Source organism: Tardiphaga alba, from assembly GCF_018279705.1.
Taxonomy (GTDB): Bacteria; Pseudomonadota; Alphaproteobacteria; order Rhizobiales; family Xanthobacteraceae; genus Tardiphaga; species Tardiphaga alba.
Genome location: NZ_CP036498.1, coordinates 1822500 through 1848346, shown reverse-complemented (window position 1 = coordinate 1848346; position 25847 = coordinate 1822500). Strand labels below are relative to the sequence as shown.

The window sequence follows — 25847 nt, the reverse complement described above, 5'->3', positions numbered from 1 at the left end:
GGAGGCAGCACGCCGTAAGGCGCACATGGTGGGACTTGACGCGATCGGTTCACACTGGATCGCCAGTGCTGGCCGGCCGCGCAACGCCTTACGGCGCGCCACCGCGACGTTTTGCCAGTCGAAGGACCGTTCTTCCGGGTACTGGGCACTCCCGCGCAGGGAGTTTGATCCGACAGGTTTCTCTGCCTTCGCCCGCACCACGTCCAGCCGCGCTCTAGCGGCAGAGCCCCATAGTGGGCCCGGACGGCGCCCCCCGACCACCCGAGTGTGAAGGATACGTCCTCCTTCACCCGCAGGCGCCGCATCTATGTTCCGCTCAAAGACGCCTCATGAGAGCGCCCCTCACGAACAAGACAAGAGGGATATGGCGGACGATGGGAATTTTGTCAAGAACGAAATAGGAACGATTTCGCACGGGTGTTTTTCCCTCCCCGGAGCGAAGCGAATGGGGAGGGTGGATCGAAGCGAGCGTTCAGCGAGCTTCGAGACGGGTGGGGTCTCTCCCCACGGAAGGACGTCACGTGGGGAGAGACCCTACCCGTCTCGAACGCTGCGCGTTCGATCCACCCTCCCCACGGCGCCGCTACGCGGCTTGAGGGAGGGAAAAGCAAGCGCGCCTACTTCACCCTTGCGAGAAAATACGCCAGCTCCACGATCTGCGCATCGCTGATCGGCTGCATCACATCGGCCATCGTCGCATCGTAGCCGTGTCGCGAGTTGTCCTTGTATTCGCGCATGGTCTTGGCGAGATAATCCTCGCGCTGGGCGGCGATGCGCGGGATGTTGTCGCGGCCGGCGAAATCGGCGTTGTGGCAGCTGTCGCAGCGGAATTGCGAGGTCAGTGCTTTCGCCGCCTGCATGCGCGCGGGATCGCCGCCGTCCTGTGCAACGGGCTTCGGCAGCGTCGCGATGTAGTCCGAGAAGATACGCAAATCGTCGTCGGTGAGCTCCTTCGCCATCTCGTTCATCGGCTCGAAGATGCGCAGCTTCTCGCGAAACATGTAGAGCTGGATCAGTGTATAGGCCGGCTGCTGCGCGCCGAGCGACGGCGTGATGTCGGTTTCCGACGTACCCTTCTCGCCGTGGCAGGCCAGGCACGGCGCGATGCGCTCGGTGATGGGTTCGGCGGCGGAGAGTGGGGAGACGGCAAGCAACGACATCACGATGATGGCGAACGGGCGCATCGATATGTCTCTTTCAATTTCGCATGAGGCGGATCGCTCGCCGGACTGCTTTTCAGCGTGCCGGCGAGCGATAGTGTCGCGTTATTTCTTCCCCGCCACCTTCGGCTTGCCGTAGGTGATGCGATAGACAGCGCCGTTCCAGTCGTCGGAGACCAGCAACGAACCATCCTTCATCGGCAGCACATCGACGGGACGGCCGATATATTTGTTGTCCTCGATGAAGCCGGTCAGGAACGGCTCGATGGACTTCACCGTGCCGTCCTTGTTCAGCTTCGCGACGACGACGTCACCACCGAGCTTCTGCGACTTGTTCCACGAGCCGTGGCGCGCGATGAAGATCGCGTTCTTGTAGGCGGCGGGGAACATCTTGCCGTTATAGAAGCGCATGCCGAGCGCCGCGGTGTGCGCACCGAGCAGGCCGACCGGCGCGGTGTAGTCGGCGCAGGACTTGCCCCAGCCGAGTTCGGGATCGAGGATGTTGCCCTGGTGGCAGAACGGCGCACCAAAGTTTTCGCCGACCTTGGTGACGCGGTTGAGTTCGTCCTCCGGCACCGTCTCCGACATCCAGTCACGGCCGTTATCGGTGAAATACATCTGCTTGGTTTCGGGATTCCAGTCGAAGCCGACCGTGTTGCGCATGCCGCGCAGCACGACTTCCGCACCGGAGCCATCGAGATTCATGCGGCGTATCTGGCCGTGATCCTCGCTATGCAGCACGCTGTTGCCGGGCTGACCGATCGGGACATAGAGCTTGTTGTCCGGGCCGATGCCGATGAACTTCCAGCCATGGGCCTCGTCTTTCGGCAGCTTGTCGTAGATCATCGTCGGCTTCGGCGGATTGTCGAGATTGTCTTCCACCTTGTCGATCTTCGAGATTTTTGACAGTTCGCCGATGTAGAGCGTGCCATCCTTGAAGGCGAGACCGTTGGGGCGATAGAGGCCGGAGGCCAGCACCTTGACCTGACGCTTGCCGTCCTGATTGGCGACGGCATAGACCTTATCGACCAGGCGCGAGCCGACGAACACGGTGCCCTTGTCGCCTTCGCGCATAGAGCGCGCATTGGCCATGCCGGCGGCATAGACTTCGATATTGAAGCCGGCAGGAACCTTCAGCTTGGCGGTCGGCAGCTTGTCGGCAGCGGACGGGATCGGCGGCGGTGCGACCGGCGCCAGCCTGGCGGCGGCGGCATTGTCGGCGGGACGACCGATCAGCGGTGAACCCGGCGGCAGTGCTGGCGCGGCCGGTGCGGCAGCCGTCGCAGGAGCGGCTGGTGCGGCAGGTGCAGGTGCGGCGGCAGCCGCTGGCGGCGCTGCAGGCGCAGCCGGAGCAGCGGCTTGTGGTGCAGCTGGTGCCGGCGCGGCAGCCGCGGGGGCCGGGGCGGCAGGCGCAGGCGTCGCGGGCTCGGCAGCAGCCGGCGGCGCTGCCGCGGGCGGCGCGGCGGGGGTCGAATCGGATTGCTGGGCAATGGCGCCGGATGCAAAGACGCCGATAAACGCACCGGCAAGCAATGCCTGACGTGCGGAGGCATAAACAGTCATATCTCTCTCCCTGTCGAAGGAAGCCCTCTATCGACCGCGACAACACCTGTCGCGACGCCGGGGCTCTCCCGTCCGCAGTGTGAGATATTTGTCAATCGATGCGCAATGAAAACATCGACGGATATGCCCGCGTCAGTGTCGCGTGCTGGAATCCGCCGAATCGAGCAATGCTTCGCTGAACGGAAATTCGAGCACGACCTCGCCCTGCTCGTCGGTCACTTCCAGCACCGCTGCCAACAGGTCGCGCTGCGTCCCTTCCGAGCGCAGAAGCTGCATGATCATGGCGCGCGCGGTCTCCCAGGCGTGATCGGGATTGCGCAGCACCTCGCCATCGGGATCATCGACGACTTCGTCACCGAGGCGGGTATTGAAGAAATAGCGTGGCATGACGAATTCCGGACTTCCTGAAAAATTTTCGATCTATAGACGACGTTCGCCGCAACGACGCACCTGAAATTAAGGAACGCAGAAGGCTTTGCAATGTTGCATTGCGAGCGATTGTGCGACGCACGCAAACGTGATTTTTGCTACCGAATTTGCCGGGTCTGTCTCACAATGTGATGACGAAGCCATTGGCGAACCTTTGGGCAGCGACTAGACTTACCTTCATGCAGCATCAGCTGCGGATCGAGCGGGAGAGAGCTATGGCCTGGAAAGCACCGAAAATCGTCGAAGTTGCGGTCGGCATGGAAATCAACATGTACGCCTGCGCGGCGCGCAAGTAACACCCGACGCGACTGCCTTTCGGGCGCCTTGCCGGACATCCGGCAGGCGCCCTTTTCGGCTGTGTTTTGTTTCAGCTGCTGACGCTCAGGGCTATCTCATGTTGCGTGTCGTCGTTCTTGGAGCGGCAGCCGGCGGCGGTATTCCGCAGTGGAATTGCGGTTGCCAGATGTGCTGCGCCGCGCGCAGCGACAAACCGGAATTACAGAGCGGCCAGGCGTGCATCGCCGTCAGCGCCGACGATCGCAACTGGTTCCTCATCAATGCCTCGCCCGACCTGCGACAACAGGTCATCGACACGCCGCAACTGCATCCGCGCGACGGCGCACTGCGTCATTCGCCGATCGCCGGCGTGATTCTCACCAATGGCGAAGTGGATGCGGTGGCGGGCCTGCTGTCGATGCGCGAGGGCTCGCCTTTCACGATCTATGCGCATCAGCGCGTGCTGGCGATCCTGAAGGCGAACAGCATCTTCAACGTCCTGTCCGAGACGAATGTGGCGCGCGAGGCGATCGAGATCGATCGCAGCTTTACGCCGCGCCTGCAGGACGGCACCGCCTCCGGGCTGGACGTGTTGCCCTTCACCGTGCCCGGCAAAGGTGCATGGTATCTCGAAGGACAGGTGCATCCCGCCGGCGAAGATGGCGACGGCGATACGCTGGGACTGCGCATCAGCGAGCCCGCCAGTGGCAAGCATTTCTACTTCATCGCGGCCTGCGCGCGGGTGACGCCGGAGCTGAAAGAACGCATCCGCGGCGCACCGCTGCTGTTCTTCGACGGCACGGTGTGGCGCGACGACGAACTGATCGCGGCGGGGCTCGGCCAGAAGACCGGCCAGAGCATGGGGCATATCGCCATGTCCGGCAATGACGGCGCCATCGCATCGCTGGCCGATGCCGGCATCGGCCAGAAATTCTTCCTGCACATCAACAATTCCAACCCGGCTTTGCTGCGCGATTCCGCCGAGCGCGCGGCATTGACCACCACCGGCTGGAAGATCCCGCATAACGGGATCGAGATCACACTCTAAGGGAGTTGGGCTGTGAAACTGTCTGCGCTTTCGATCGATGCCAGCGTGCCGCTCGATACGGCCGAGCAATTGGAGGCGGCGCTGCGCGAGATCGGCGCCACGCGCTATCACAGCCTGCACCCGTTTCATAAGCTGCTGCATGGCGGCAAGCTCAACAAGGGCCAGGTGCAGGCCTGGGCGCTGAACCGCTATTATTACCAGAGCACGATCCCCATCAAGGATGCGGTGGTGATCTCGCGCTTCCGCGATCGTGCCACCCGCATCGAATGGCGGCATCGCATCGAGGATCACGATGGCGATATCGGCAACGAAGGCGGCATCGAACGCTGGCTGAAACTGACCGAGGGCCTCGGGCTCGATTCGGCCTATGTGGAATCCACCGAAGGCATCCTGCCCGCGACGCGCTTCGCCGTGGAGGCCTATGTGCATTATGTGCGCGACCGCTCGCCGCTGGAGGCCATCGCCTCCTCGCTCACCGAGCTGTTCGCGCCGAACCTGCATGAAGAGCGCATTTCCGGCATGCTGAAGCACTATGACTTCGTCAATGCGGACATCATGAGCTATTTCAAGCGCCGCCTGACCCAGGCGCCGCGCGATGCCGATTTTGCGCTCCAATACGTCAAGGAACACGCCACCAGCCCGGCGGAACGGCGGCTGGTGGCCAATGCGCTGATCTTCAAGACCAATGTGTTGTGGGTGCAGCTCGACGCGCTATATCATGCCTATGTGGATGGCCATGTGCCGCCGGGCGCCTTCGTGCCGGCGGCCAATTAGAGATCGATCATGACGGAGCCACGCAGCCGTCGCATGGAAGTCTCCGAGGCGAGCAAGCCGATCTTGCCGCGCCACGCCCGGCTGAAATTCGACGACACGCGAAAAGTCTGGGTGATCCTCGCACCGGAGCGCGTGCTCGCGCCGGACGAGATCGCGGTGGAGATTTTGCAGTTGTGCGACGGCGCACGCAGTGTCGCCGATATCGTCGATCTCATGGCCGCCAAATACAACGCGCCGCGCGATGACATCGGCAATGATGTCATCGCCATGCTGCAGGACCTCGCCGACAAGGGCTTTCTCACGCAAGCGCGGGAGAAGACGGGATGAGTCCGACGCTCACCGACGCATCACCGGTTGCCAATTCGCCGGTTGCCAATGACAGCCTCGCCGTGCTGGAGCGCACGCGCTCGACGGCGGAGACATTCGGCATTCCGCTGGCGGTGCTGGCCGAGCTGACCCACCGCTGCCCATTGCAGTGCCCGTATTGCTCGAACCCGATAGAGCTAGATCGCGCGAATTCTGAACTCACCACCGACGAATGGAAGAAGGTTCTCAGCGAGCTCGCCGAGATCGGCGTGCTGCAAATCCATTTCTCCGGCGGCGAACCAACCGCACGCAAGGATATCGTCGAACTGGTGCAGCATGCCAGTGATGTCGGGCTCTATACGAACCTGATCACATCGGCCGTGCTGCTGTCGCGCGACAAACTCGAAGCATTGGCAGATGCCGGTCTCTGCCATGTGCAGATCAGCTTCCAGGGCAATGAGCCCGTGGTGGCCGATCGCGTCGGTGGTTATCGCGGCGGACATGCGAAGAAGCTCGACGTTGCGCGATGGACGCGCGAACTGGACATGCCGCTGACGGTGAATGCGGTGATGCACCGGCAGAACCTGCATCAGCTCGCGGATATCATCCAGATGGCGGTCGATCTCGATGCGGATCGTCTGGAAGTGGCCAATGTGCAATATTACGGCTGGGCGCTGAAGAACCGCGCCGCCTTGATGCCGACGATCGAACAGATCGACGACACCACGCGCATCGTCGATGAGGCCCGCATCCGGCTGAAAGGCATTCTCGATATCGATTTCGTGGTGCCGGATTATTACGCGCTGCGGCCGAAGAAATGCATGGGCGGGTGGGGACGGCAGTTCTTCAACATCTCGCCGGCCGGCAAGGTGCTGCCCTGCCATGCCGCCGAGACCATCACCGGGCTCGATTTCGAAAGCGTGCGCAGCAATCACTCGATTGCCTGGATCTGGCAGAACTCCGAAGCCTTCAACCGCTATCGCGGCACCGGATGGATGCCCGAGCCGTGCCAGAGCTGCGAGTTCAAGGAAGTGGATTTCGGCGGCTGCCGCTGCCAGGCCTTTGCGCTGACCGGCGACGCCGGCAACACCGACCCCGCCTGCACCTTCTCGCCGCGGCATGAAGAGATTTTCAAGCTCGCCGAGATCGAATCCAGCGAAGGCGCCGATCGCTTCCTGTATCGCAACTTCAGGGGCGGCACGCTGGAAGACGACCCGCATGGCCGCTGATTCCCCTGCCCCCGTATCCGGCGATGCGTTCACGCCGCTCACATCCGAGCATCTCGATGTCGGCGATGGGCATTCCATCTATGTCGAGAGTGTCGGCTGCACGGATGGCATCCCGGCGGTCTACCTGCATGGCGGGCCTGGCTCCGGCTGCCAGCCCGACCATCGCCGGCTGTTCGATCCGCAACGTTTCCACACCGTGCTATTCGACCAGCGCGGCGCCGGCCGCAGCAAGCCGAAAGGGTTTCGCGAGGCGAACACGCTGCCGCATCTGATCGCGGATATGGAAACGATCCGGCGCAAATTCGGTTTCGACAAATGGCTGGTGGTCGGCGGCTCCTGGGGCGCGACGCTGGCGCTGGCTTATGCGCAGGCGCATCCGGCGCATGTCTCGGGCATCGTGCTGCGGGCGACGTTTTTCGGCACGCGCGAGGAGCTGCATGACGTTTTCAACGTGATCCTGCCGCGGCACTATCCGGGCCTGCACGAGGATTATCTCAGCGTGCTGCCGGAAGCCGAGCGCGCCGATCCGCTGCCGAACTTCTATCGGCGCATTCTGGATTCCGATCCCGCCGTGCACATTCCGGCGATCCGCGCCTGGGGCGGCACCGAGGCGATCCTGTCCGAAGTTGCGCCGAAGCGGACACGGCTCGATCGCGCGACGCTATCCAGCCACACGGGGCCGATGCCGGCGACGCCCGGCATGGAAGCGCATTACTTCGCGCATGACGCCTTCATGCGGCCGCAGCAATTGATGGACGATGCAAGCAAGCTCGACGGCATTCCCGGTGTCATCGTGCAGGGACGCTACGACCTGCTCTGCCCGCCCGTGAATTCGCATGCACTCGCCGCGCGCTGGCGCGATGCCGAGATCAGGATCGTCGAAGGCGCCGGCCACAGCCTTTACGATCCCGGCATCCGCGATGCCGTGATGAAGGCGATTGCGGACGTGGCGTCGAAACGGAGTTCGTAGCCCGGATGGAGCGCAGCGTAATCCGGGAACAGCCGAGATAATCGAAACGCCGGTCCCCGGGTTACGCTTCGCTTCACCCGGGCTACAGTTCGGAGAATGCCATGCCCATCGCCGGTTCAGGAATGTTGATGACGTCGATGGATATCGGCGCGGCGCATGAGCAGGAATTCAACCAGTGGTATGACCGCGAGCACCTGGCCGAGCGCGTCGCCATCGATGGCTTCCTCGAAGCCCGGCGCTATGTGGCCGTGAATGCCGCGCCAAAATATCTCGGCCTGTATTCCACAGCGACATTCGACGTGTTGGACAGCCCCGCCTATCGCACTGCGCTGGCCAATCAGACGGCGTGGTCTCTGGCCAATATCGGGCGTTTCAAGAACATGCTGCGTTCGGTGGCGCGCATCACCATCAGCCGCGGCATTGGACGCGGGGCAGCCCTTGGCCTCGTCCGCATTCAGCCGCCGGACGGCAATGTCGATGGCTTGCGGGAGGCCCTGCGTGCAGAGCTCGATCCCGGCATGATCCACGATATCATCGCGATGCATCTGATGGAGAGCGATCCCCGCCTGTCGAAGCCACTGACGGATGATCCCGATGCGCTCAACCCAGCCGCGCGCGACTGGTATGTGCTGATCGACGGCACCGATGCGGATGCCGTCAGCACGGTGATGTCCACGCGCTTCGATGCAGCAATTGCTGATGCGGGCGCAACGCTGATTTCGAGCGGGACCTATCGTTTGATGTGGGATCTGGCGAAAGCTGACTTAGGTCCGCGCGTCGATTGATCCAGATCAAATCCCCTATGAATAAAGGGGTTTTCGAACATTCGGGACAGCCAAGATTAACCGTATCGAAGTACCATGATGCGACCACCGTGTAGCCGCTCGTCCATTGAGCGAAGCTATTCGAGGCGAATCCATGAAGCACTTCCGGTTTTCAATCAGCCTGCGCATCTACTGCATCATAGGTCTGAGTTTTTGCGGGCTGATCGGACTGGCGGTCTTTCAGGCGAACAATCTCGCGTACGCATTGAAAGCGCAGCGACAGGCCGAGCTGCATCATCTCGGCGAACTCGCCCTCAGCATCGCGCAAGACGAGCATGCCAGTGCCAAGCAGGGACGCATCAGCGACGCGCAGGCGAAGCAGAATGCTGCCGCCCGAATCTCGAAGCTGCGCTACGACAAGGACAACTATTTCTGGATCAACGATTTCACGCCGCGGATGGTGATGCATCCGACAAAGCCGGAGCTCAATGGCAGCGACCTCGCCGGCATGAAAGATCCCGAAGGCAAGCCGATCTTCGTGGATTTCGTGACACTGGTTCGCAAGTCAGGCGCAGGTTATTACGACTATCAATGGCCGAAGCCCGGCGTGGATGAGCCGCAGCCGAAAATTTCCTATGTGGCAGGTTTCGCCCCATGGGAATGGGTGATCGGCACCGGCGCCTATGTCGACGATATCAATGCGCAGCTGTGGGACAACAACCGCAGGATCATCATCGTCGCGCTGATCGTGATCGGCCTGCTCGGACTGATCACCATCACTAATGCACGCGCGATGTCGCGGGCCATCATCGTCATGACTACCGCCGTCACCAAACTCGGCGAAGGCGATTTCGGGATTGCATTGCCGGGACTGAAGCGCGTGGACGAACTCGGCGACATGGCCAGATCGATCGAGCAGTTCAGGCTCAAATCGGCGCAGCAGGCCGATGAAAACATGCATCTCGAAGAACAGCGCCATCGCACCGCCAGCGAGGTGACGGCCAAGGCCTTGCAGACCATGGCCGAAACCGTGGAGCGCGAGACCAACAGCGCCGTCGGCGATGTCGCCATGGGCACCGAACGGATGACCGAACACGCCGTGCTGATGAGCGAAAGCGCCGTGACGCTCGGCCAGAACAGCAGCAATGTCGCCGCGGCCGCCGAACAGTCGCTGTCCAATGCGCGAACGGTCGCCACCGCATCGGCCCAGCTCAGCGCGTCGATCTCCGAAATTGCAGCGCAGGTGAATTCGTCGCGCGCGCTGACGCTGGAGGCCGTCGCCGCATCGGGCAAGGCGCAGGTCACGATCGGCAAGCTCTCGGAGGCCGCGAGCAAGGTCGGCGCTGTCACCAACCTCATCAACGAGATCGCCAGCCAGACCAACCTGCTGGCCTTGAACGCGACCATCGAGGCGGCGCGCGCCGGCATCGCCGGCCGCGGCTTTGCCGTGGTCGCATCCGAGGTGAAGTCGCTCGCCGAGCAGACCGCCAAGGCAACCAGCGACATCGCCCATCAGATCACCGAGATCCAGCAGGCCACGCAGGAATCGGTCACATCGATCGGCCAGATCGGCGAAGCCATCCGCAATGTGGAGACGGTGTCCTCGGTGATCGCGGCGGCGATCGAGGAACAAAACGTCGTTACCAGCGAGATTTCGCGCACTGTCGAGGAAACCTCGAACGCCGCACTCGAAGTCGCCCGGCAGATTGCGCGCGTGTCCGAGGAAGCGGTGGAGACCGGCCGCCGCGCATCGGACATCCGCGACGGCTCGGCGGAGATCGCCCACAAGGTGGATCACCTGCGCTCGACCTTGGTGAAGGTGATCCGGACCTCCACATCCGGCGTCGATCGCCGCCGCTCGCCGCGCGTGGACCTCAAGAGCGACGGCCTGCTCAAGATCCGCGGCCAGGAGGTGGACATCGTCGTGGTCAACCTGTCGGCGCAGGCCGCACTCATTACCGGCCTGGATCAGGCCAAGGTGGATGAAGCCGTGACCATCACCATTGCGGGCGTCCCCAGCCGCGTGAGCGGATACGTGGCCCGGCACGACAAGAGCGGCACGCTGATCAAGTTCGAGACCAGCCCGAAGATCGAACGCATGATCCGCGACCTGCTGGTGGACAAAAAGGCGGCCTGAGGGTCGCGCACCCCGTATTGAACGCCTGGTGGGCCTGACGCGACCAAATCGCACAGGCCCGCTGCGGGCCGCATCATTTGCGAGGCGCCCGTGACCCGCGTTTTGTCCATTGCCATCGTGACCACCGCCCTGATCGCCATGCAGGGCCTGGCACGCGCCGACGACGCCCCGGCGAAGATCGAGGCCGCACAATCCGACGCGTTCAAGCAGCGCCTGTTCGGATCGGCGGCCGGCCAGAAGGCCTATGCCTGCTTCACCCGGCGCTACGACGCCGAGCACCTGGCGCGCCATCCGCACCAGAAGGTCGCTAGCATGAAGCTGCTGGTGAAATTCGAGGCCGACGAGCAGCCTCACGCGATCCCCTATTCGTTCAAGCTTGGCCTGAAATACCGCCACCGCAAGGAGGCGCTGGAGACCGCCGGCACCTGTGCCCTGATGCTGGACGAGGCCACCGGCAAGGAGATCCAGATCGGCTGCAGCGTCGATTGCGACGGCGGCGGCCTCGGCATCGCCTTCGCCAAGGACCGGGATGCCATGGTCCTCAAGCTCGAGCGCGTCCGCGTCTGGCCGAGCGGCAAGGAGCCCGAGGAGAATTCGGAGGATCTGTCCGCCGGCATCGACGACAAATCATTCCGTCTCGACCGCGCCGATCTCAGCGATTGCGCCGGGCTGGTGGAGGACAAAGACGAGCGCCTCGCGCTGAACAGGAAGTGAGCGCCATGAACCGGCGCAACATGCTGTGGAGCGCCCTCGCCTCATTCGGCGCGGGCCTTGCCGTAACGCGCGCGCAGGCGGCCACAACGACCGCCCATCCGGACCGGCAGAAGGTCGTGTATCACCTCGCCGATGCGGACCGGGTGAATTTTGCGCTCGGCAATATCCAGAACCATCTGGATGGTGTCGGCGGGCCCGAGCATGTCAGCATCGTGCTGGTGGTGCTCGGCCCGGCGCTGCGCGCCTTCCATCGCGCCACCGCCAATCCGGACATCCGGCAGCGGCTCGGCAAATTCGCACAGGCCGGTGTCACGCTCGCTGCCTGCAAAAACACCATGGTGGCGCAGGAGGTGACGCTGGACGGGCTGTTGCCGGGCTTTTCCGTCGCGGACAAAGGCGGCGTGGTGCTCATCACCGAGCTGCAGATGCAGGGTTATGCCTATATCCGGCCATGATTGACGGTGCGTCTGGCGCCTGCCCGGCGTCGCGCGCATCCCGTTCGCACAATCGTCATGTGCCCGACATGCGCGCCTGACACGACATTGCGATCAGGCCTTCGTAACCAAAATGGAACCGTTCGCCTTGCCATGCGTAGGGCTTTGGGGCGATCATTGGAACCTGCCTGCGCATCATCGCGCGCGGGGCCTTTGACACATCAGAACCGAAGAGCATCATGAATCCCGTCAAAGCACTCGAATCCCATGGTCAGGCCGTCTGGCTCGACTTCCTCGCCCGCGGTTTCGTCGCCAAAGGCGACCTGAAGAAGCTGATCGACACCGATGCCGTGAAGGGCGTGACGTCGAATCCGGCAATCTTCGAAAAAGCCATCGGCTCTTCCGACGAATATGACGCGCCGATCGCGGCCGCGCTGAAGTCGGGCGACAAGTCGCCGGCCGATTTGTTCGAACACATCGCCATCGAGGACATCCAGAGCGCAGCCGATGTGCTGAAACCGGTGTTCGATGCGACCCGTGGCCGTGACGGCTTTGTCAGCCTCGAAGTCTCGCCCTATCTCGCCAATGACACCAAGGGCACGATCGCCGAAGCCGAGCGGCTCTGGAAGAGCGTCAAGCGCCCGAACCTAATGATCAAGGTGCCGGCCACGCCGGAAGGCCTGCCGGCCATCGAACATCTGATCGGTACCGGCATCAGCGTCAACATCACACTGCTGTTCGCGCAAATGGTTTATGTGGAGGTGGCGGAAGCCTATCTCCGCGGCCTTGAAAAATTCGTCGCCGGCGGCGGTGATCCCGCAGGCATCGCCAGCGTGGCGTCGTTCTTCGTCAGCCGTATCGACACGCAGGCGGACAAGCAGCTCGACGACAAGATCGCGCAGGCCAATGATCCCGCGGAGAAAGAACGTCTGAAGGCGCTGAAGGGCAAAGTGGCGATCGCCAATGCCAAGCTGGCCTATCAGGAATATCTGAAGCTGTTTGCCGGCCCGCGGTGGGACAAGCTCACCGCCAAGGGCGCGCAGCCGCAGCGGCTGCTGTGGGCCTCCACGGGCGTGAAGAGCAAGGACTATCGCGACACCATGTATGTGGAGGAGCTGATCGGCAAGGACACGGTGAACACCGTGCCGCCGGCCACGCTCGATGCCTTCCGCGACCACGGCGAAGTGCGCGACAGCCTGGAAGAAAACATCGACGCGGCGAAGAAGGTGCTGGCGGATTTCGCCAAGACCGGCATCTCGCTGGACGAGATCACTTCTGAACTCGTGATCGATGGCGTGAAACTGTTCGCGGATGCCGCGGACAAGCTCTATGGCGCCGTGGCGCATAAGCGCGCGACGTCGCTCGGCAAGGCGGTGGGCGCGCAGACGCTGGCGCTTGGCGACGTGCTGAAAAAGACCGTCGAGAAATCCACCGAGGAATGGCGCGGCTCGGCAAAGATCCGCCGCCTCTGGCACAAGGATGCATCCGTCTGGACCGGCAGCGATGAAGCGAGCTGGCTCGGCTGGCTGAACAGCGCTTTCGCCGAGAAGGCCAAGCTGGCCGACTACAGCGAGTTCGCGACGTGGGTGAAGGATCAGGGTTTCACCGATGCTGTCGTGCTCGGCATGGGCGGATCGAGCCTCGGCCCGGAAGTTCTTGCGGTCACCTTCCCGCATGTGTCGGGTTTCCCGAAACTGCATGTGCTGGATTCCACCGATCCGGCGCAGGTCGCGACCATGGCCAAGACCGTGACCATCGCGAAGACGCTGTTCATCGTGTCCAGCAAATCCGGCGGCACCACTGAGCCGAATGTGATGAAGAACTATTTCTTCGGCGAAGTGAGCAAGGCTGTCGGCGCGGACAAGGCCGGCGCGCATTTCGTTGCCGTCACCGATCCCGGCTCGTCGCTGGAAAAGGTGGCGAAGGAACAGAAATTCGCGCGCATTTTCCATGGCGATCCCGCCATCGGTGGCCGCTATTCCGTGCTATCGCCATTCGGCCTCGTGCCGGCTGCGGCTGCGGGTCTCGATCTCTCGAAGCTGCTCGAACACACGGTGTCCATGGTCCGCTCCTGCGGTCCGGATGTGCCGCCGTCGGAAAATCCCGGCGTGCAGCTCGGGCTTGCCATGGGCCATGCGGGCGTCGATGGGCGCGACAAGGTCACGATCCTGTCGTCGAAGAAGATCGCCGATTTCGGCGCATGGGCGGAGCAACTGATCGCCGAGTCCACCGGCAAGGATGGCAAGGGCCTGATCCCGATCGATGGCGAGGAGCTTGGCGCACCGTCCGTCTATGGCGACGATCGTTTCTTCATCGATCTGCGTACCGATGGCGAAACCGACAAGGCGCATGACGACAAGCTGGCCGCGCTGGAGAAAGCCGGCCATCCCGTCACGCGCATCACCCTGCCGTCCATCGATCATCTCGGCCAGGAGTTCTTCCGCTTCGAGATCGCAACTGCGGTGGCCGGTGCCGTGCTCGGCATCAATCCGTTTAACCAGCCGGATGTGGAAGACGCCAAGATCAAGACCCGCGAATTGACGTCGGCCTTCGAGAAGACGGGATCGCTGCCGCCGGAGACGCCGGTGGTGTCGTCGCCGGAAGCCGATCTCTATACGGATGACAGCAATGCCGACCTGCTGAAGAAGGCCGGCGCCGATGGCGATCTGGCCTCCTGGCTCAAGGCCCACTTCCGCCGCGTGACGCCTGGCGACTATGTGGCCCTGCTCGCTTATGTCGAACGCGATGCCGCGCATATCGACACGCTGCAGGGCATGCGGATGGCGGTGCGTGACAAGAAGAAGGTCGCGACCTGCGCCGAATTCGGCCCACGCTTCCTGCACTCCACCGGACAAGCCTACAAAGGCGGACCGGATTCCGGCGTGTTCCTGCAGATTACCGCGGATGATGCCAAGGATCTCGCGATCCCGGATTATCGTGCGAGCTTCGGCGTCATCAAGGCGGCGCAGGCCCGTGGCGATTTCGAGGTCCTCACCGATCGCAGCCGCCGCGCCCTGCGCGTGCATCTGAAAGGCGACCTGGAAGCGGGGCTCAAAGCACTCGATAAAGCCATCACGGCCGCACTGAATTAAACGACCCCACATGGCCCGGACATCGCTCCGGGCCATGTGCCATCAAAAACAAGGACATCGCAAAATGCAGCTCGGCATGATCGGCCTCGGCCGAATGGGCGGAAATATTGTCCGCCGCCTGATGAAGAACGGTCACACCGCGGTGGTCTATGACAAGGACGCCAAGGCCGTCAGCGGCCTCGCCGGCGAAGGCGCCGTGGGCGGATCGTCCCTCGCAGATTTCGTCAAGAAGCTCGACAAGCCACGTCATGTCTGGGTGATGCTGCCGGCTGGCAAGATCACCGAGACCACCATCGACGAGCTGACCAAACTGCTGGAGCCCGGCGACACCATCATCGATGGCGGCAACACGTTCTGGCAGGACGACGTTCGCCGCGGCCAGGCGCTGAAGAAACAGGGGCTGTTCTATATCGATGTCGGCACCTCCGGCGGCGTCTGGGGCATCGACCGCGGCTATTGCATGATGATCGGCGGCGAGAAGGAAGTGGTCGATCGCCTCGATCCGATCTTCAAGACGCTGGCACCCGGGATCGGCGACATTCCGCGCACGCCTGGCCGCGATGGTCGTGATCCGCGCATCGAGGAAGGCTATATCCATGCCGGGCCCGTCGGCGCCGGACATTTCGTCAAAATGATCCATAACGGCATCGAATATGGCCTGATGCAGGCCTATGCCGAAGGTTTCGACATTCTCAAGAACGCCAATATCGAGGCGCTGCCGGAAGCGCATCGCTACGATCTCAATCTGCCCGATATCGCCGAAGTCTGGCGCCGCGGCAGTGTCATTCCGTCATGGCTGCTCGACCTCACGGCATCGGCATTGGCCAAGAGCGGCGAGTTGAAAGAGTATTCCGGCTTCGTCGAAGACTCAGGCGAAGGTCGCTGGACAGTGAATGCGGCGATCGACGAAGCGGTGCCGGCGGAAGTGCTGACCGCAGCATTGTTCGCGCGCTTCCGCTCGCGGCAGGAACATACGTTTGCAGAGAAGATTCTATCCGCGATGCGCGCCGGTTTCGGCGGCCACAAAGAGCCCGAACAGCATCCGGATCCGAAGCGGCAGGACGCGCCAGATATCGTGAAATAAAAACGGAGTTGTCCGTGACCGCCAAAACCAGCGACACGACCAAGAAGCCCGATCCCTGCGCATTCGTGATCTTCGGCGTCACCGGCGATCTCGCACATCGCCTCGTGATTGCAGCACTCTACAATCTGCAGGCTGCCGATCTGCTGCCGGAGAAATTCTGCGTGGTCGGCATCGCCCGCAAGGGCATGACCGGCGATGCGCTGCGCGAGGATCTTCTGAAAGGCCTCAAGCAATATGCGACACGGCCGGTCGATGACGCCATCGCGCAAAAACTGCTGAACTGCGTCACCTGCATCGAGGCAGATCCGAAAGAGCCGGAGAGCTTCGATCATCTGCGCGACGAACTCGACAGGCTTGAAGCGGCTCGTGGCACCGGTGGCAACCGGCTGTTCTATCTCGCGACACCGCCCTCCGCCTTCGCACCGATCGCCGAACAGCTCGGCCGCACCGGCATGCTGAAGGAAAACGGGTCATGGCGCCGCCTCGTCGTGGAAAAGCCGTTCGGCACCGATCTGGAATCGGCGCAGAAGCTGAACACGAAACTGCTCAGCCTGATGAACGAGCAGCAGATCTACCGGATCGATCACTATCTCGGCAAGGAGACGGTGCAGAACATCCTGGTGCTGCGCTTTGCCAATGGCATGTTTGAGCCGATCTGGAATCGCAACCATATTGATCACGTGCAGATCACCGTGGACGAGAAGCTCGGCGTCGGCCATCGCGGTTCGTTCTACGATGCTACCGGCGCATTGCGGGATATGGTGCCGAACCATCTGTTCCAGCTGCTGTCATTGGTCGCCATGGAGCCGCCTTCGCGCTTCGAGGCCAATGCCGTGCGCTCGGAGAAGGCGGAGGTCCTCGCCGCCGTCACCACGCAGACGGAGGAAGAGGCGCTGAAGAACTCGGTGCGCGCGCAATATGTCGCTGGCCATGTCGGCAATGACGATATCGGCGACTATCTCAAGACTGAGGATGTCAAAGCGGGCAGCACCACCGAAACCTATGCGGCGCTGAAACTGATGATCGACAACTGGCGCTGGGCCGGCGTGCCGTTCTATCTGCGCACCGGCAAGGCGCTCGGCGTCAAGCGCACCGAAGTGGCGATCAAGTTCAAGCAGGCGCCCTTCGCCATGTTCCGGGACATGTCGATGGACAGCCTCGCCGAGAATTTTCTTGTCATCGCGGTGGAGCCGAATGAAGGCATCTCGCTGAAATTCAACACCAAGGTGCCCGGCCCGCTGGTAAAGATCGACGGCGTCGAGATGAAGTTTCGCTACAAGGATTACTTCCAGGCCGCGCCGGCCAATGGCTATGAGACCCTGATCTATGACTGCATGATCGGCGACAACATCCTGTTCCAGCGTGCCGATAGCGTCGAAGCCGGCTGGCGCGCGGTGCAGCCGTTCCTCGACGCCTGGAAGAAAGCCGGCAAGGACGGGCTGAAAACCTACAAGGCCGGCAGCGAAGGGCCGGAGGAAGCGGACGACCTGCTCAAGCGCGACGGCCGCAGCTGGCGTGTGCTGAGCTGAAGTCACACCCGTCATTGCGAGGAGCGCAGCGACGAAGCAATCCAGGGCCACAGGTATGGAAGACTGGATTGCTTCGCTGCGCTCGCAATGACGGAAGATGGGTTTGTGAATTGAATATCTATGTGAGGCGCCACATCATGGCCGAGCATCGCACCATCATCGAAGTCTCGGACGCGGTAGCATTGGCTGCGGCGGCGGCCGAACGGCTGATCAAACAGATCGAGGCCAACACCGAGCGGCCGGCAATCTGCCTGACCGGCGGTTCGAGCCCGAAGCGGCTGTATGAGCTCCTGGCCACCGATGCCTATCGCAAGCGCATTCCCTGGCAGCGCGCGCACTGGTTCATCGGCGACGATCGCTTCGTGCCCGAAAGCGATCCGCTGAACAATATGGCGATGGCCAAAGGTGCGTTCCTCGATGCCTGCGCACCCGTTGCGAATGTGCATGCGATCAAGACCGATGCAGCCAATCCGGATGAGGCCGCGTCGCTCTATGTGCGGGAGCTGCAGACCTTCCATGGCAGCGACAAGCTCGATGCCGCAAAACCGCTGTTCGATCTCGTCCTGCTCGGTGTCGGGCCGGACGGCCATGTGGCGTCGCTTTTTCCCGGCTATCCCGGCATCGAGGTGTCGGACCGCTGGGTGATCGGCGTGCCCGAGGCGCATGTGAAGCCATTCGTGCCGCGTGTCAGCCTGACACTGCCGCCCCTCGCCTCCTGCCATGAAATGCTGTTCCTGATGAGCGGTGCGGACAAGCGCGCCATTCTCGGCCGCGTGCTGGCCGGCGAGGATCTGCCCGCCAATCGTGCGCGCTCGCGCGGCGAAACCGTCTGGCTTTGCGACCGCGCAGCGCTGCCGGAGGGCGACAGTGTCTGATCCGGCACCGCAAGCGCTCATCGTGATGGGCGTCTCGAGTTCGGGCAAAAGCTCGATCGGAAAAGCCTTGGCGGACCGGCTCGGCTGGCGCTTTGCCGATGGCGATGACTTTCACCCGCCAGCGAATGTGGAGAAACAGCGCGCCGGCCAGCCGCTCACCGACGAGGATCGCTGGCCCTGGCTGCAGAGCATCGCCGACGAGATCGACCGCGTCACCGCCGAAGGCGGCAAGCTCGTCGTCGCCTGCTCGGCGCTGAAGCGCGTCTATCGCGAGCTGCTGGTGCATGGCCGGCACGATATTCGCATCGTCTATCTCGATGGCTCGAAAGAGCTGATCGCCATGCGGATGGCGGCACGAAAGAACCATTTCATGCCGTCCTCGCTGCTGGATAGCCAGTTCAAGACGCTGGAAGTGCCCGGGACCGATGAGCGCGTCATCGCCGTGTCCATCGATGATGACATTGTTGGCATCGTGGACGCCATCGCCAAGCAACTGCCGACCTGAAGGATTGCACCATGACCAAGATTGCGCTCGTCGTCTCCGATGTGGACGGCACGCTGGTGACCCATGACAAGCGGCTGACCGACAAGGCCAAGGCTGCCGTGAAAAAACTGGAAGACAACGGCATCGCCTTCACCGTCACGTCGAGCCGACCACCGGTGGGCATGCGCTTCCTGATCGATCCGCTGGGCATCACACTGCCGATCGGACCGTTCAATGGCTCATCCATCGTCGATGGCAACCTGAAGCCGATCACGCAACACCTGATCGGCGAAGCCGCTGCGGCAAAGAGCATCGCCGTGCTCGACAAATACGACGTGGATGTCTGGATTTTCACCAATGACGAATGGGTCATCAAGCGCGACGACGGCAAATATGTGCCGCATGAGCGCGACACCATCCAGCATGCGCCGCTGATGGTGGATGATTTCACGCCATATCTGGCGAAAGCCTGCAAGATCGTCGGCGCCAGCCCGGATTTTCCGCTGCTGGAGCGCTGCGAGGCGGAGATGCAGCAGGTGCTCGGCGACAGCGCCGTCGCGGTGCGGTCGCAACACTATTATCTCGACGTGACGCCGCCGGCGCAGAGCAAGGGCACTTTCGTGAAGGCGATGGCGGAACGGCTGGGGATCTCGCTGGATGCGATCGCCACGGTTGGCGACATGCAGAACGACCTGCCGATGTTCGCCGTCTCGGGCATGTCGATTGCCATGGGCAATGCGACGGATGCGGTGAAGAGCAAGGCGACGGATGTGACGACCTCGAATGAGGATGAGGGGTTTGCCGGGGCGGTGGAGCTGGTGCTGAAGAGGAATGCTGGGCAGTAGTCAGAACGCCGGTGCCAGTGGCCTCCCTCCCCAAGCGAAGCGCAGTGGGGAGGGTGGCGCGTAGCGCCGGGTGGGGTCTCTCCCCACGCGACGTCGGAGTGTGTGGAAACACCCCACCCGTCTCGAACGCTGCGCGTTCGATCCACCCTCCCACGGCGCGGCTGCGCCGCTTGGGGAGGGAGAAGAAAGAATTACTTCGCCCTTTCCTTCTTCTTCTCCTGCGGTTTCTTCGCGCCGGTGAGGTTATGCGCGACTGAGATCAGCGCGATATGCGTCAGCGCCTGCGGGAAATTGCCGGTCTGGCGCTTGACGCCGCTGTCATATTCTTCGGCCAGCAAGCCGACATCATTGGCGATGGCGACCACGCGCTCGAACAGCTCCTCGGCTTTCGCGATGTCGCCCATCTGGATGTAGACCTCGGCCAGCCAGAGCGTGCAGGCGAGAAATGCGCCTTCCGCCGGCTGGATCTCGCCGGTGACCTCGCGCGGATCATGGCGCAGCACAAAGCCGTCGCGCATCAGATATTTCTCGACGGCAGCCACCGTGCCCTTTACGCGCGGATCGTCCACCGGCAGGAAGCCCACTGCTGGAAGCAGCAGGATGGCGCCGTCGAGGACGTCCGAGCCGTAGGATTCGACAAAGGTGTTTTCGCGGGGATCAAAACCCTTCTCGCAGACATCGCGGTGGATCTCGTCGCGCAGCGCCTTCCATTTTTCCAGTGGTGCCTTGAGGTCGAACATCTCGGCGCTCTTGATGGCACGGTCGAAGGCGACCCAGCACATCACCTTCGACAACACATAGTGCTTGCCATTACCGCGGCGCTCCCAGATGCCGTGATCGGGCTTATTCCAGACCGAGGCCAGATGGTCGAGGATTTCGCCTTCCACCGCCCAGGTGCCGTCATCGAGATCGAGCCTGGCCACGCGGGTCTGATGGAAGCTGTCGATCAGCTCGCCATAGACGTCGAGCTGCAATTGCGCATGGGCGGCATTGCCGATACGCACCGGCAGCGCGCCGCCATAGCCGGGGAGCCAGTCGGCCTCCCATTCCAGCAGGCGACGCTGCCCCATGATGCCATACATGATCTGCATCTCGGCAGGCGAGCCGGCGACGGCACGCAGCAGCCAGCGATGCCAGGCCCGCGCTTCGTCGGTATAACCGCTGTTCATCAGCACCAGCAGCGTAAAGGTGGCATCGCGCAGCCAGCAGAAGCGGTAGTCCCAGTTTCTGCTGCCGCCGAGTTTTTCCGGCAGTGACGTCGTCGGCGCCGCGACGATGCCGCCGGACGGCGCATAGATCAGCGCCTTCAGCGTGATCAGCGAGCGCATCACCAGATCGCGGTGCTCGCCTTTATAGGTGCAACGGCCACTCCATTCGGTCCAGAAATCCTCGGTGTCCTTCAAGGCGTGATCGACATTGATCGCATCCGGCACCTTCAAATGTGAGGGGCCGTAAGTCAGCACGAACGGGATGCTGTCGCCGGCCTTGATCTCGAAGGACGCCACGGTGGTGAGATTTTCGCCATGGGTTTCGATGGGCGTGTGCAGCACCGTCATGTCCGGACCGCAAATGGCCAGCACGCCGCCATCCGTGTCGCGCTTTACCCAGGGGATGGCGGTGCCGAATCCGAACCGGATGATCAACTCCATCCGCATCTTCACCGTGCCGCGATCGCCGCGCACGATACGCACCACGTCGGACGCAGTCCCGCGCGGCGGCATGAAGTCGATCAGCGTGACGGCGCCGTCGTCGGTTTCCAGCGTGGTTTCGAGAATGAGCGAGTGACCGCGATAACGCCGCTTGCAGGACTTGATGGGACCATCCGGCGTGATCTGCCAGCGGCCATGATCCTTGGTGCCGAGCAATGCGGTGAAACAGGCGTCGGAATCAAAGGCCGGCCAGCACAGCCAGTCGATGGAGCCATTGCGGTTGACGAGAGCGGCGGTCTCACAATCGCCGATCAGGGCGTAATCTTCGATGTTGCTGTACAATGTCTCTCCGCCGACTGACTGGATTTATGTCGATGCGGACGCGCTCCTGTCCGCCGTTGCGTTGCGCAGCGCGTCGCGATCGATCGATGCGGCCATCGTTTCCACCGTGGCCGGCAACCGCTGCCGCCAGTTAGGGTGTTCGTCGATGGTGCCGGGAATGTTCGGCTGATCGCTGACGCCAAGCAGATCTTCCAACGCAATGGCCTCGATGCGGGTTCGCGTACGCGCGAGAAAGTGAGCGACGCCGAAGAAATCGGTGCGGTCGATGCCATTCTGTCGCAGCGCTTCATCGAGCATCTCGATGGCATAGCGCCGCGCATCGTCGCTCTCGCCGGGATCGATACCGATGGAGCGCTTCAACTGCAGATCATGATAGCTGCGCCAGCCGTGATAGGTCGGCAGGTCATGGGTGTTGAAGGTGACCAGCGCATTGGGCGCGTAATGGTCGACGCCGCGGAAGGCATAGCGGTCGTCGCGCTCGAACATCATCACGAGATACGACCAGATGCCCCATGCCTTGAGATGATCGCGAAACCCTTCCGGCACGGTGCCGAGATCCTCGCCGATGACGACGCAATTATTCTCGATGCTCTCCTGCGCGGTGACGGCGAGCAGCGCCTCCAGCGGCATTTTGACATAGGCGCCATTGTCCGGCCTATAACCATGCGGCACCACATAGAGGCGATTGAGCCCGAGCACATGGTCGAGCCGGATCGCGCCGGCATAGCGCATGGATGCGCTCAGCATGTCCTTGAACGGCGCGAAGCCCTGCACTTCGAGGCCCGCGGCATTGAAGCCGGCGAGGCCCCAGTTCTGCCCGGCAGGCTGCAGCGCATCGGGCGGCGCGCCGACCGACAGATGCCGCGAGATCGCCACCTGCTCGTTCCACGCATCGAAGCCGCCAGCCTGCACGCCGACGGCGACGTCGAGATAGAGGCCGACCGGCATCTTCAATTCATTGGTGAGATCGAAGCAGGCCTTGAGCTGCAGATCCGCATTCCACTGCACATATTCGACAAAGGTCACTTCGTCGCCATCGGGACCCGCACAGAGCTCGGCGCATCTGGCATCATCCGGATGCTGCCATTCGCTCCGCCAATCCCACCATGCCGTCTTGTAGCGATGGCGCAGCACTTCGAAACAGGCGAAGCGCGTCAGCAATGGCGCACGTGCGGCGCGGAAAGCCTTGAGCGCGGCCTGGCGCGGCGAATGGGGATCGGACTGGAAATGCGCGAAGGCTGCCCGCAGCGCGCGCCATTTGGCGGCGGCGACGGCGGGATAATCGACCAGCGTCGAGCGCCGCAGCGGCGCCAGTTCGCTATCGGCAGCGCCGGTGAATTCCGGCAGCGCCTCCACATCGATATAGAGCGGATTGAGAAACAGCCGGCTGTTCGGCGAATAAGGGCTGCATTCCGACGGGCGATCGTCGAACAGCGCATGCAGCGGATTGAGGCCGACACCGCCGGCGCCGAGGTTGGCACCGATGCGGATCAGGTTCTGCAGATCGGTGAAATCGCCGATGCCCCAGTTGCGATCGGAGCGCAGGCCGTAAAGCTGGACGGCAATGATCCAGCTGCGATCGAATGTCCCGGCATAGGCCTTGCCGGGCGCGACGACCAAAGCTGCCTCCTCGGAATACAGCGAGGCGTCCGCCAGCCGCAGCCGATGAACGCCGACCGGCAAATCGGCCGGCCATGCAATCTCTCGGCCATTGGCCGAGCCCTCGGCGATCATCTGATCGCCATCCCGGACTTCCCAGGTCAGCGGCGACGTCGCCGCATCGGTTAGCGTGGTGGTGCCCCCTCGCCTGCCCGCAATGCGACCACATGGTCGAGAAAACGGCGCGGGGCGCGCACCGGGAGAGCGTCGAGGATGATCTTCAGCGCAGCGGCGTCAGTGGTATGCCACTGGCCCTGTCCGTCATGAAAACCGGTCTGAATGCCGAGTTCGGCGGCTTTGTCGAAGAGATCCATTCGGCACGCACTTTGCAGGGCAGCAACCCAAGATTCACCACAAGTTGCTGCACAATTTCATGAGGTTACGGAAGAGGATAGCCGAGTTTCAACGCAATGACTTAAGCTCGGTTCCATGGGGAACCAAACCCCTGTCACGAGGCTTCTTATACAATTGCAGCGTCTTGTCTTCCCACGGGCGCAGACATCCCTCTTGTTGATGGCATCACCGTGAACAGAACATCCCAGACCACTGCAAGCACCGCCATGAGCGGCGCGTTCCACATCGAGGACATCTACCCCATCATTGACGGCGGTCGGTTTCCGGTCAAACGGATTGCGGGCGAGGCCATCGAGGTCTGGGCGGATATCTATCGCGACGGCCACGAGATCATCGACGCCGCCATTGTCTGGCGCCGCGAGCAGGACCGTGACTGGCAGCGCGCGCCGATGACCAAGGATGTCAACGACCGCTGGCACGGCACTTTCACCCCCAGTGACATCGGCCGCTACGTCTATGCCATCGAGGCCTGGACAGATGACTTCGCCACCTGGCGCCACGGCTTCGAACTGAAGCTCAAGGCAGGTCAGGATGTGACGCTCGATGCGCTCGAAGGCGCGGGGCTGATGACGAAGGCCCAGTCCGGCGGCGAAGGCGCATCGGCGCTGATCGTCAAGCAGTGCGAAGCCTATCTGCAGACTGGCGAGACCGAGCCCTTGCTGTCGCCTGAACTCGAACTTGCCATGTCGGAAGCGCAGCCGCGCCCGGATCTCACACGCTCCGCGCTGCTGCCGCTGATGATCGACCGCGAGCGCGCCCGCAACGGCGCCTGGTATGAGATGATCCCGCGCAGCCAGAGCAAGGTGCCGGGCCAGCACGGCACGTTTCGCGACTGCATCGATCGCCTGCCCGAGATCGTCGCCATGGGCTTCGACGTGCTGTATTTCACCCCGATCCATCCCATCGGCGAGACCAACCGCAAGGGCAAGAACAATGCGCTGACTGCCGAGCCCGGCGATGTCGGCAGCCCCTATGCCATCGGCGGCAAGGAAGGCGGCCATGACGCCATCCATCCCGATCTCGGCACGCTGGAGGATTTCCACGCCGTGATCGCGGCGTGCAAACAACACAATATGGAAGTGGCCATCGACGTGGCCGTGCAATGCTCGCCGGACCACCCCTGGATTAAGCAGCATCCGGACTGGTTCAAGCGGCGGCCGGACGGCTCGATGAAATATGCGGAGAATCCGCCGAAGAAATATCAGGACATCCACAATCCCGATTTCACCTGCGATGACGCCGGATCGCTGTGGAATGCGCTGCGCGACATGCTGCTGTATTGGTGCGACCAGGGCGTCAAGATTTTCCGCATCGACAATCCACACACCAAGCCGCTGCGGTTCTGGGAATGGGCGATCCATGAGGTGCAGCTGAAGCACCCGGATGCACTGTTTCTCGCAGAGGCTTTCACGCGCCCGAAGCTGATGAAAGGCCTTGCCAAGCTCGGCTTCTCGCAGAGCTATACTTACTTCACCTGGCGCACCGCCAAGTGGGAGATCGAGCAGTATCTCAACGAGCTCTGCGCCTATCCCGAGCGCGAATATTATCGGCCGAACTTCTTCGTCAACACGCCGGACATCCTGCCCTATCACCTGCAATCGGGTGAGCAGTGGATGTTCAAGTCACGCGTGGTGCTGGCGGCGATGTTGTCGTCGGTTTACGGCGTGTACAATGGCTTCGAGCTGCTGGAGCACGAGGCCATTCCGGGCAAGGAAGAATATCTCGACAGCGAGAAATACGAGATCAAGACCCGCGACTGGCACAAGCCCGGCAATATCATCCCGTATATCACCGCGCTGAACTTCGCCCGCCGCGCCAATCCGGCGCTGCAGCAGATTTCCAACCTGCGTTTCATGCCGGTGGAGAACGACAACATCATCGGCTTCGTGAAGACCTCGGTGGACGGCACCAACACCGTCGCCGGTGCCATCGCGATCTCGCGCGACCCCGCCGAACTCTGGCTTCCGATCGATACGCAGGTCCTGGTCGACGGCGAGAAGCGCAATGTCGCGGCCGTCGAGAACATCATCACCGGTGAACGCCACGGCGTCGAATGGGGCGGCATCCGCCTGCGCATCGACCCGCAACGCGATCCCGCCGCCCTCTTCCGCTGCCTTGCCTGAAAGCGCC

Annotated in this window: 21 protein-coding genes and 1 pseudogene; 17 read left to right on the top strand and 5 right to left on the bottom strand. The window is 62.5% G+C overall.

The window, feature by feature from the left end:
• Positions 1 to 617 precede the first annotated feature (617 nt).
• The 3 genes from RPMA_RS08675 to RPMA_RS08665 all read right to left on the bottom strand — a co-directional run bounded on the left by RPMA_RS08675 (position 618) and on the right by RPMA_RS08665 (position 3110).
• Positions 618 to 1184: a c-type cytochrome gene (locus tag RPMA_RS08675; RefSeq protein ID WP_211912423.1), complete on the bottom strand. Its 567-nt coding sequence runs from the start codon at positions 1182 to 1184 to the stop codon at positions 618 to 620.
• Positions 1185 to 1265: 81 nt separating this feature from the next.
• Positions 1266 to 2723: a PQQ-dependent sugar dehydrogenase gene (locus RPMA_RS08670; RefSeq protein ID WP_328516570.1), complete on the bottom strand. Its 1458-nt coding sequence runs from the start codon at positions 2721 to 2723 to the stop codon at positions 1266 to 1268.
• 132 nt (positions 2724 to 2855) lie between these two features.
• On the bottom strand, positions 2856 to 3110 hold the full coding sequence (locus RPMA_RS08665; RefSeq protein ID WP_211912422.1) for a DUF6894 family protein: 255 nt from the start codon (positions 3108 to 3110) through the stop codon (positions 2856 to 2858).
• A gap of 257 nt (positions 3111 to 3367) precedes the next feature.
• Here RPMA_RS08665 and pqqA point away from each other — a divergent pair, with 257 nt between their 5' ends.
• The 16 genes from pqqA to RPMA_RS08585 all read left to right on the top strand — a co-directional run bounded on the left by pqqA (position 3368) and on the right by RPMA_RS08585 (position 19713).
• Positions 3368 to 3448, top strand: coding sequence for a pyrroloquinoline quinone precursor peptide PqqA (gene pqqA, locus RPMA_RS08660; RefSeq protein ID WP_089267584.1), 81 nt, complete (start codon positions 3368 to 3370; stop codon positions 3446 to 3448).
• A 98-nt stretch (positions 3449 to 3546) separates the two neighbouring features.
• Positions 3547 to 4476, top strand: coding sequence for a pyrroloquinoline quinone biosynthesis protein PqqB (pqqB, locus tag RPMA_RS08655; RefSeq protein WP_211912421.1), 930 nt, complete (start codon positions 3547 to 3549; stop codon positions 4474 to 4476).
• Between the two features lie 18 nt (positions 4477 to 4494).
• On the top strand, positions 4495 to 5250 hold the full coding sequence (pqqC, locus tag RPMA_RS08650; RefSeq protein ID WP_211913572.1) for a pyrroloquinoline-quinone synthase PqqC: 756 nt from the start codon (positions 4495 to 4497) through the stop codon (positions 5248 to 5250).
• Between the two features lie 9 nt (positions 5251 to 5259).
• Positions 5260 to 5577: a pyrroloquinoline quinone biosynthesis peptide chaperone PqqD gene (pqqD, locus tag RPMA_RS08645; RefSeq protein WP_211912420.1), complete on the top strand. Its 318-nt coding sequence runs from the start codon at positions 5260 to 5262 to the stop codon at positions 5575 to 5577.
• Positions 5574 to 6785: a pyrroloquinoline quinone biosynthesis protein PqqE gene (pqqE, locus tag RPMA_RS08640; RefSeq protein ID WP_211912419.1), complete on the top strand. Its 1212-nt coding sequence runs from the start codon at positions 5574 to 5576 to the stop codon at positions 6783 to 6785. The genes pqqD and pqqE overlap by 4 nt, the downstream gene beginning before the upstream one ends.
• Positions 6775 to 7755 carry a prolyl aminopeptidase gene (gene pip / locus RPMA_RS08635; RefSeq protein WP_211912418.1) on the top strand — a complete coding sequence of 327 codons (981 nt, stop codon included), beginning with the start codon at positions 6775 to 6777 and terminating at the stop codon, positions 7753 to 7755. The genes pqqE and pip overlap by 11 nt, the downstream gene beginning before the upstream one ends.
• A 101-nt stretch (positions 7756 to 7856) precedes the next feature.
• The gene (locus RPMA_RS08630) at positions 7857 to 8540 is read left to right on the top strand and encodes a DUF4286 family protein (RefSeq protein ID WP_211912417.1); all 684 of its coding nucleotides are present in this window, start codon (positions 7857 to 7859) and stop codon (positions 8538 to 8540) included.
• A 133-nt stretch (positions 8541 to 8673) separates the two neighbouring features.
• Positions 8674 to 10656, top strand: coding sequence for a cache domain-containing protein (locus RPMA_RS08625; RefSeq protein ID WP_211912416.1), 1983 nt, complete (start codon positions 8674 to 8676; stop codon positions 10654 to 10656).
• 90 nt (positions 10657 to 10746) lie between these two features.
• A complete protein-coding gene (locus tag RPMA_RS08620) occupies positions 10747 to 11370 on the top strand; it encodes a hypothetical protein (RefSeq protein ID WP_249225596.1) in 624 nt (207 codons plus the stop codon).
• Between the two features lie 5 nt (positions 11371 to 11375).
• Positions 11376 to 11825, top strand: a complete 450-nt coding sequence (locus RPMA_RS08615) for a DsrE family protein (RefSeq protein WP_211912415.1) — start codon at positions 11376 to 11378, stop codon at positions 11823 to 11825.
• 218 nt (positions 11826 to 12043) lie between these two features.
• On the top strand, positions 12044 to 14896 hold the full coding sequence (locus RPMA_RS08610; RefSeq protein ID WP_211912414.1) for a bifunctional transaldolase/phosoglucose isomerase: 2853 nt from the start codon (positions 12044 to 12046) through the stop codon (positions 14894 to 14896).
• Between the two features lie 64 nt (positions 14897 to 14960).
• Complete coding sequence (gene gnd / locus RPMA_RS08605) at positions 14961 to 15980, top strand: phosphogluconate dehydrogenase (NAD(+)-dependent, decarboxylating) (protein WP_211912413.1); 1020 nt, start codon at positions 14961 to 14963, stop codon at positions 15978 to 15980.
• A 14-nt stretch (positions 15981 to 15994) separates the two neighbouring features.
• Positions 15995 to 17509: a glucose-6-phosphate dehydrogenase gene (zwf, locus tag RPMA_RS08600; protein WP_211912412.1), complete on the top strand. Its 1515-nt coding sequence runs from the start codon at positions 15995 to 15997 to the stop codon at positions 17507 to 17509.
• 137 nt (positions 17510 to 17646) lie between these two features.
• On the top strand, positions 17647 to 18384 hold the full coding sequence (gene pgl / locus RPMA_RS08595) for a 6-phosphogluconolactonase (protein ID WP_211912411.1): 738 nt from the start codon (positions 17647 to 17649) through the stop codon (positions 18382 to 18384).
• A 25-nt stretch (positions 18385 to 18409) separates the two neighbouring features.
• Complete coding sequence (locus RPMA_RS08590; protein ID WP_211913570.1) at positions 18410 to 18889, top strand: gluconokinase; 480 nt, start codon at positions 18410 to 18412, stop codon at positions 18887 to 18889.
• 11 nt (positions 18890 to 18900) lie between these two features.
• A complete protein-coding gene (locus tag RPMA_RS08585) occupies positions 18901 to 19713 on the top strand; it encodes an HAD family hydrolase (protein ID WP_211912410.1) in 813 nt (270 codons plus the stop codon).
• A 191-nt stretch (positions 19714 to 19904) separates the two neighbouring features.
• Here the strand turns inward: RPMA_RS08585 and RPMA_RS08580 are convergent, their stop codons facing one another.
• Both RPMA_RS08580 and malQ read right to left on the bottom strand, forming a co-directional pair.
• Complete coding sequence (locus tag RPMA_RS08580) at positions 19905 to 21704, bottom strand: glycoside hydrolase family 15 protein (protein WP_211912409.1); 1800 nt, start codon at positions 21702 to 21704, stop codon at positions 19905 to 19907.
• Between the two features lie 24 nt (positions 21705 to 21728).
• Positions 21729 to 23677: pseudogene (gene malQ, locus RPMA_RS08575) on the bottom strand (4-alpha-glucanotransferase).
• 246 nt (positions 23678 to 23923) lie between these two features.
• On the opposite strand from malQ, the gene RPMA_RS08570 reads away from it, so the two are divergent.
• Complete coding sequence (locus RPMA_RS08570) at positions 23924 to 25840, top strand: alpha-1,4-glucan--maltose-1-phosphate maltosyltransferase (RefSeq protein ID WP_211913569.1); 1917 nt, start codon at positions 23924 to 23926, stop codon at positions 25838 to 25840.
• The last annotated feature ends 7 nt before the right edge of the window (positions 25841 to 25847 follow it).

Coding starts and splice junctions, on each gene's coding strand:
- RPMA_RS08585 (WP_211912410.1), top strand. CDS start 18,901: ATGACCAAGATTGCGCTCGTCGTCTCCGATGTGGACGGCACGCTGGTG.
- RPMA_RS08590 (WP_211913570.1), top strand. CDS start 18,410: ATGGGCGTCTCGAGTTCGGGCAAAAGCTCGATCGGAAAAGCCTTGGCG.
- pgl (WP_211912411.1), top strand. CDS start 17,647: ATGGCCGAGCATCGCACCATCATCGAAGTCTCGGACGCGGTAGCATTG.
- RPMA_RS08670 (WP_328516570.1), bottom strand. CDS start 2,723: ATGACTGTTTATGCCTCCGCACGTCAGGCATTGCTTGCCGGTGCGTTT.
- RPMA_RS08570 (WP_211913569.1), top strand. CDS start 23,924: ATGAGCGGCGCGTTCCACATCGAGGACATCTACCCCATCATTGACGGC.
- RPMA_RS08615 (WP_211912415.1), top strand. CDS start 11,376: ATGAACCGGCGCAACATGCTGTGGAGCGCCCTCGCCTCATTCGGCGCG.
- pqqD (WP_211912420.1), top strand. CDS start 5,260: ATGACGGAGCCACGCAGCCGTCGCATGGAAGTCTCCGAGGCGAGCAAG.
- pqqE (WP_211912419.1), top strand. CDS start 5,574: ATGAGTCCGACGCTCACCGACGCATCACCGGTTGCCAATTCGCCGGTT.
- gnd (WP_211912413.1), top strand. CDS start 14,961: ATGCAGCTCGGCATGATCGGCCTCGGCCGAATGGGCGGAAATATTGTC.
- RPMA_RS08630 (WP_211912417.1), top strand. CDS start 7,857: ATGCCCATCGCCGGTTCAGGAATGTTGATGACGTCGATGGATATCGGC.
- RPMA_RS08610 (WP_211912414.1), top strand. CDS start 12,044: ATGAATCCCGTCAAAGCACTCGAATCCCATGGTCAGGCCGTCTGGCTC.
- pqqA (WP_089267584.1), top strand. CDS start 3,368: ATGGCCTGGAAAGCACCGAAAATCGTCGAAGTTGCGGTCGGCATGGAA.
- RPMA_RS08625 (WP_211912416.1), top strand. CDS start 8,674: ATGAAGCACTTCCGGTTTTCAATCAGCCTGCGCATCTACTGCATCATA.
- pip (WP_211912418.1), top strand. CDS start 6,775: ATGGCCGCTGATTCCCCTGCCCCCGTATCCGGCGATGCGTTCACGCCG.
- RPMA_RS08675 (WP_211912423.1), bottom strand. CDS start 1,184: ATGCGCCCGTTCGCCATCATCGTGATGTCGTTGCTTGCCGTCTCCCCA.
- pqqB (WP_211912421.1), top strand. CDS start 3,547: ATGTTGCGTGTCGTCGTTCTTGGAGCGGCAGCCGGCGGCGGTATTCCG.
- RPMA_RS08665 (WP_211912422.1), bottom strand. CDS start 3,110: ATGCCACGCTATTTCTTCAATACCCGCCTCGGTGACGAAGTCGTCGAT.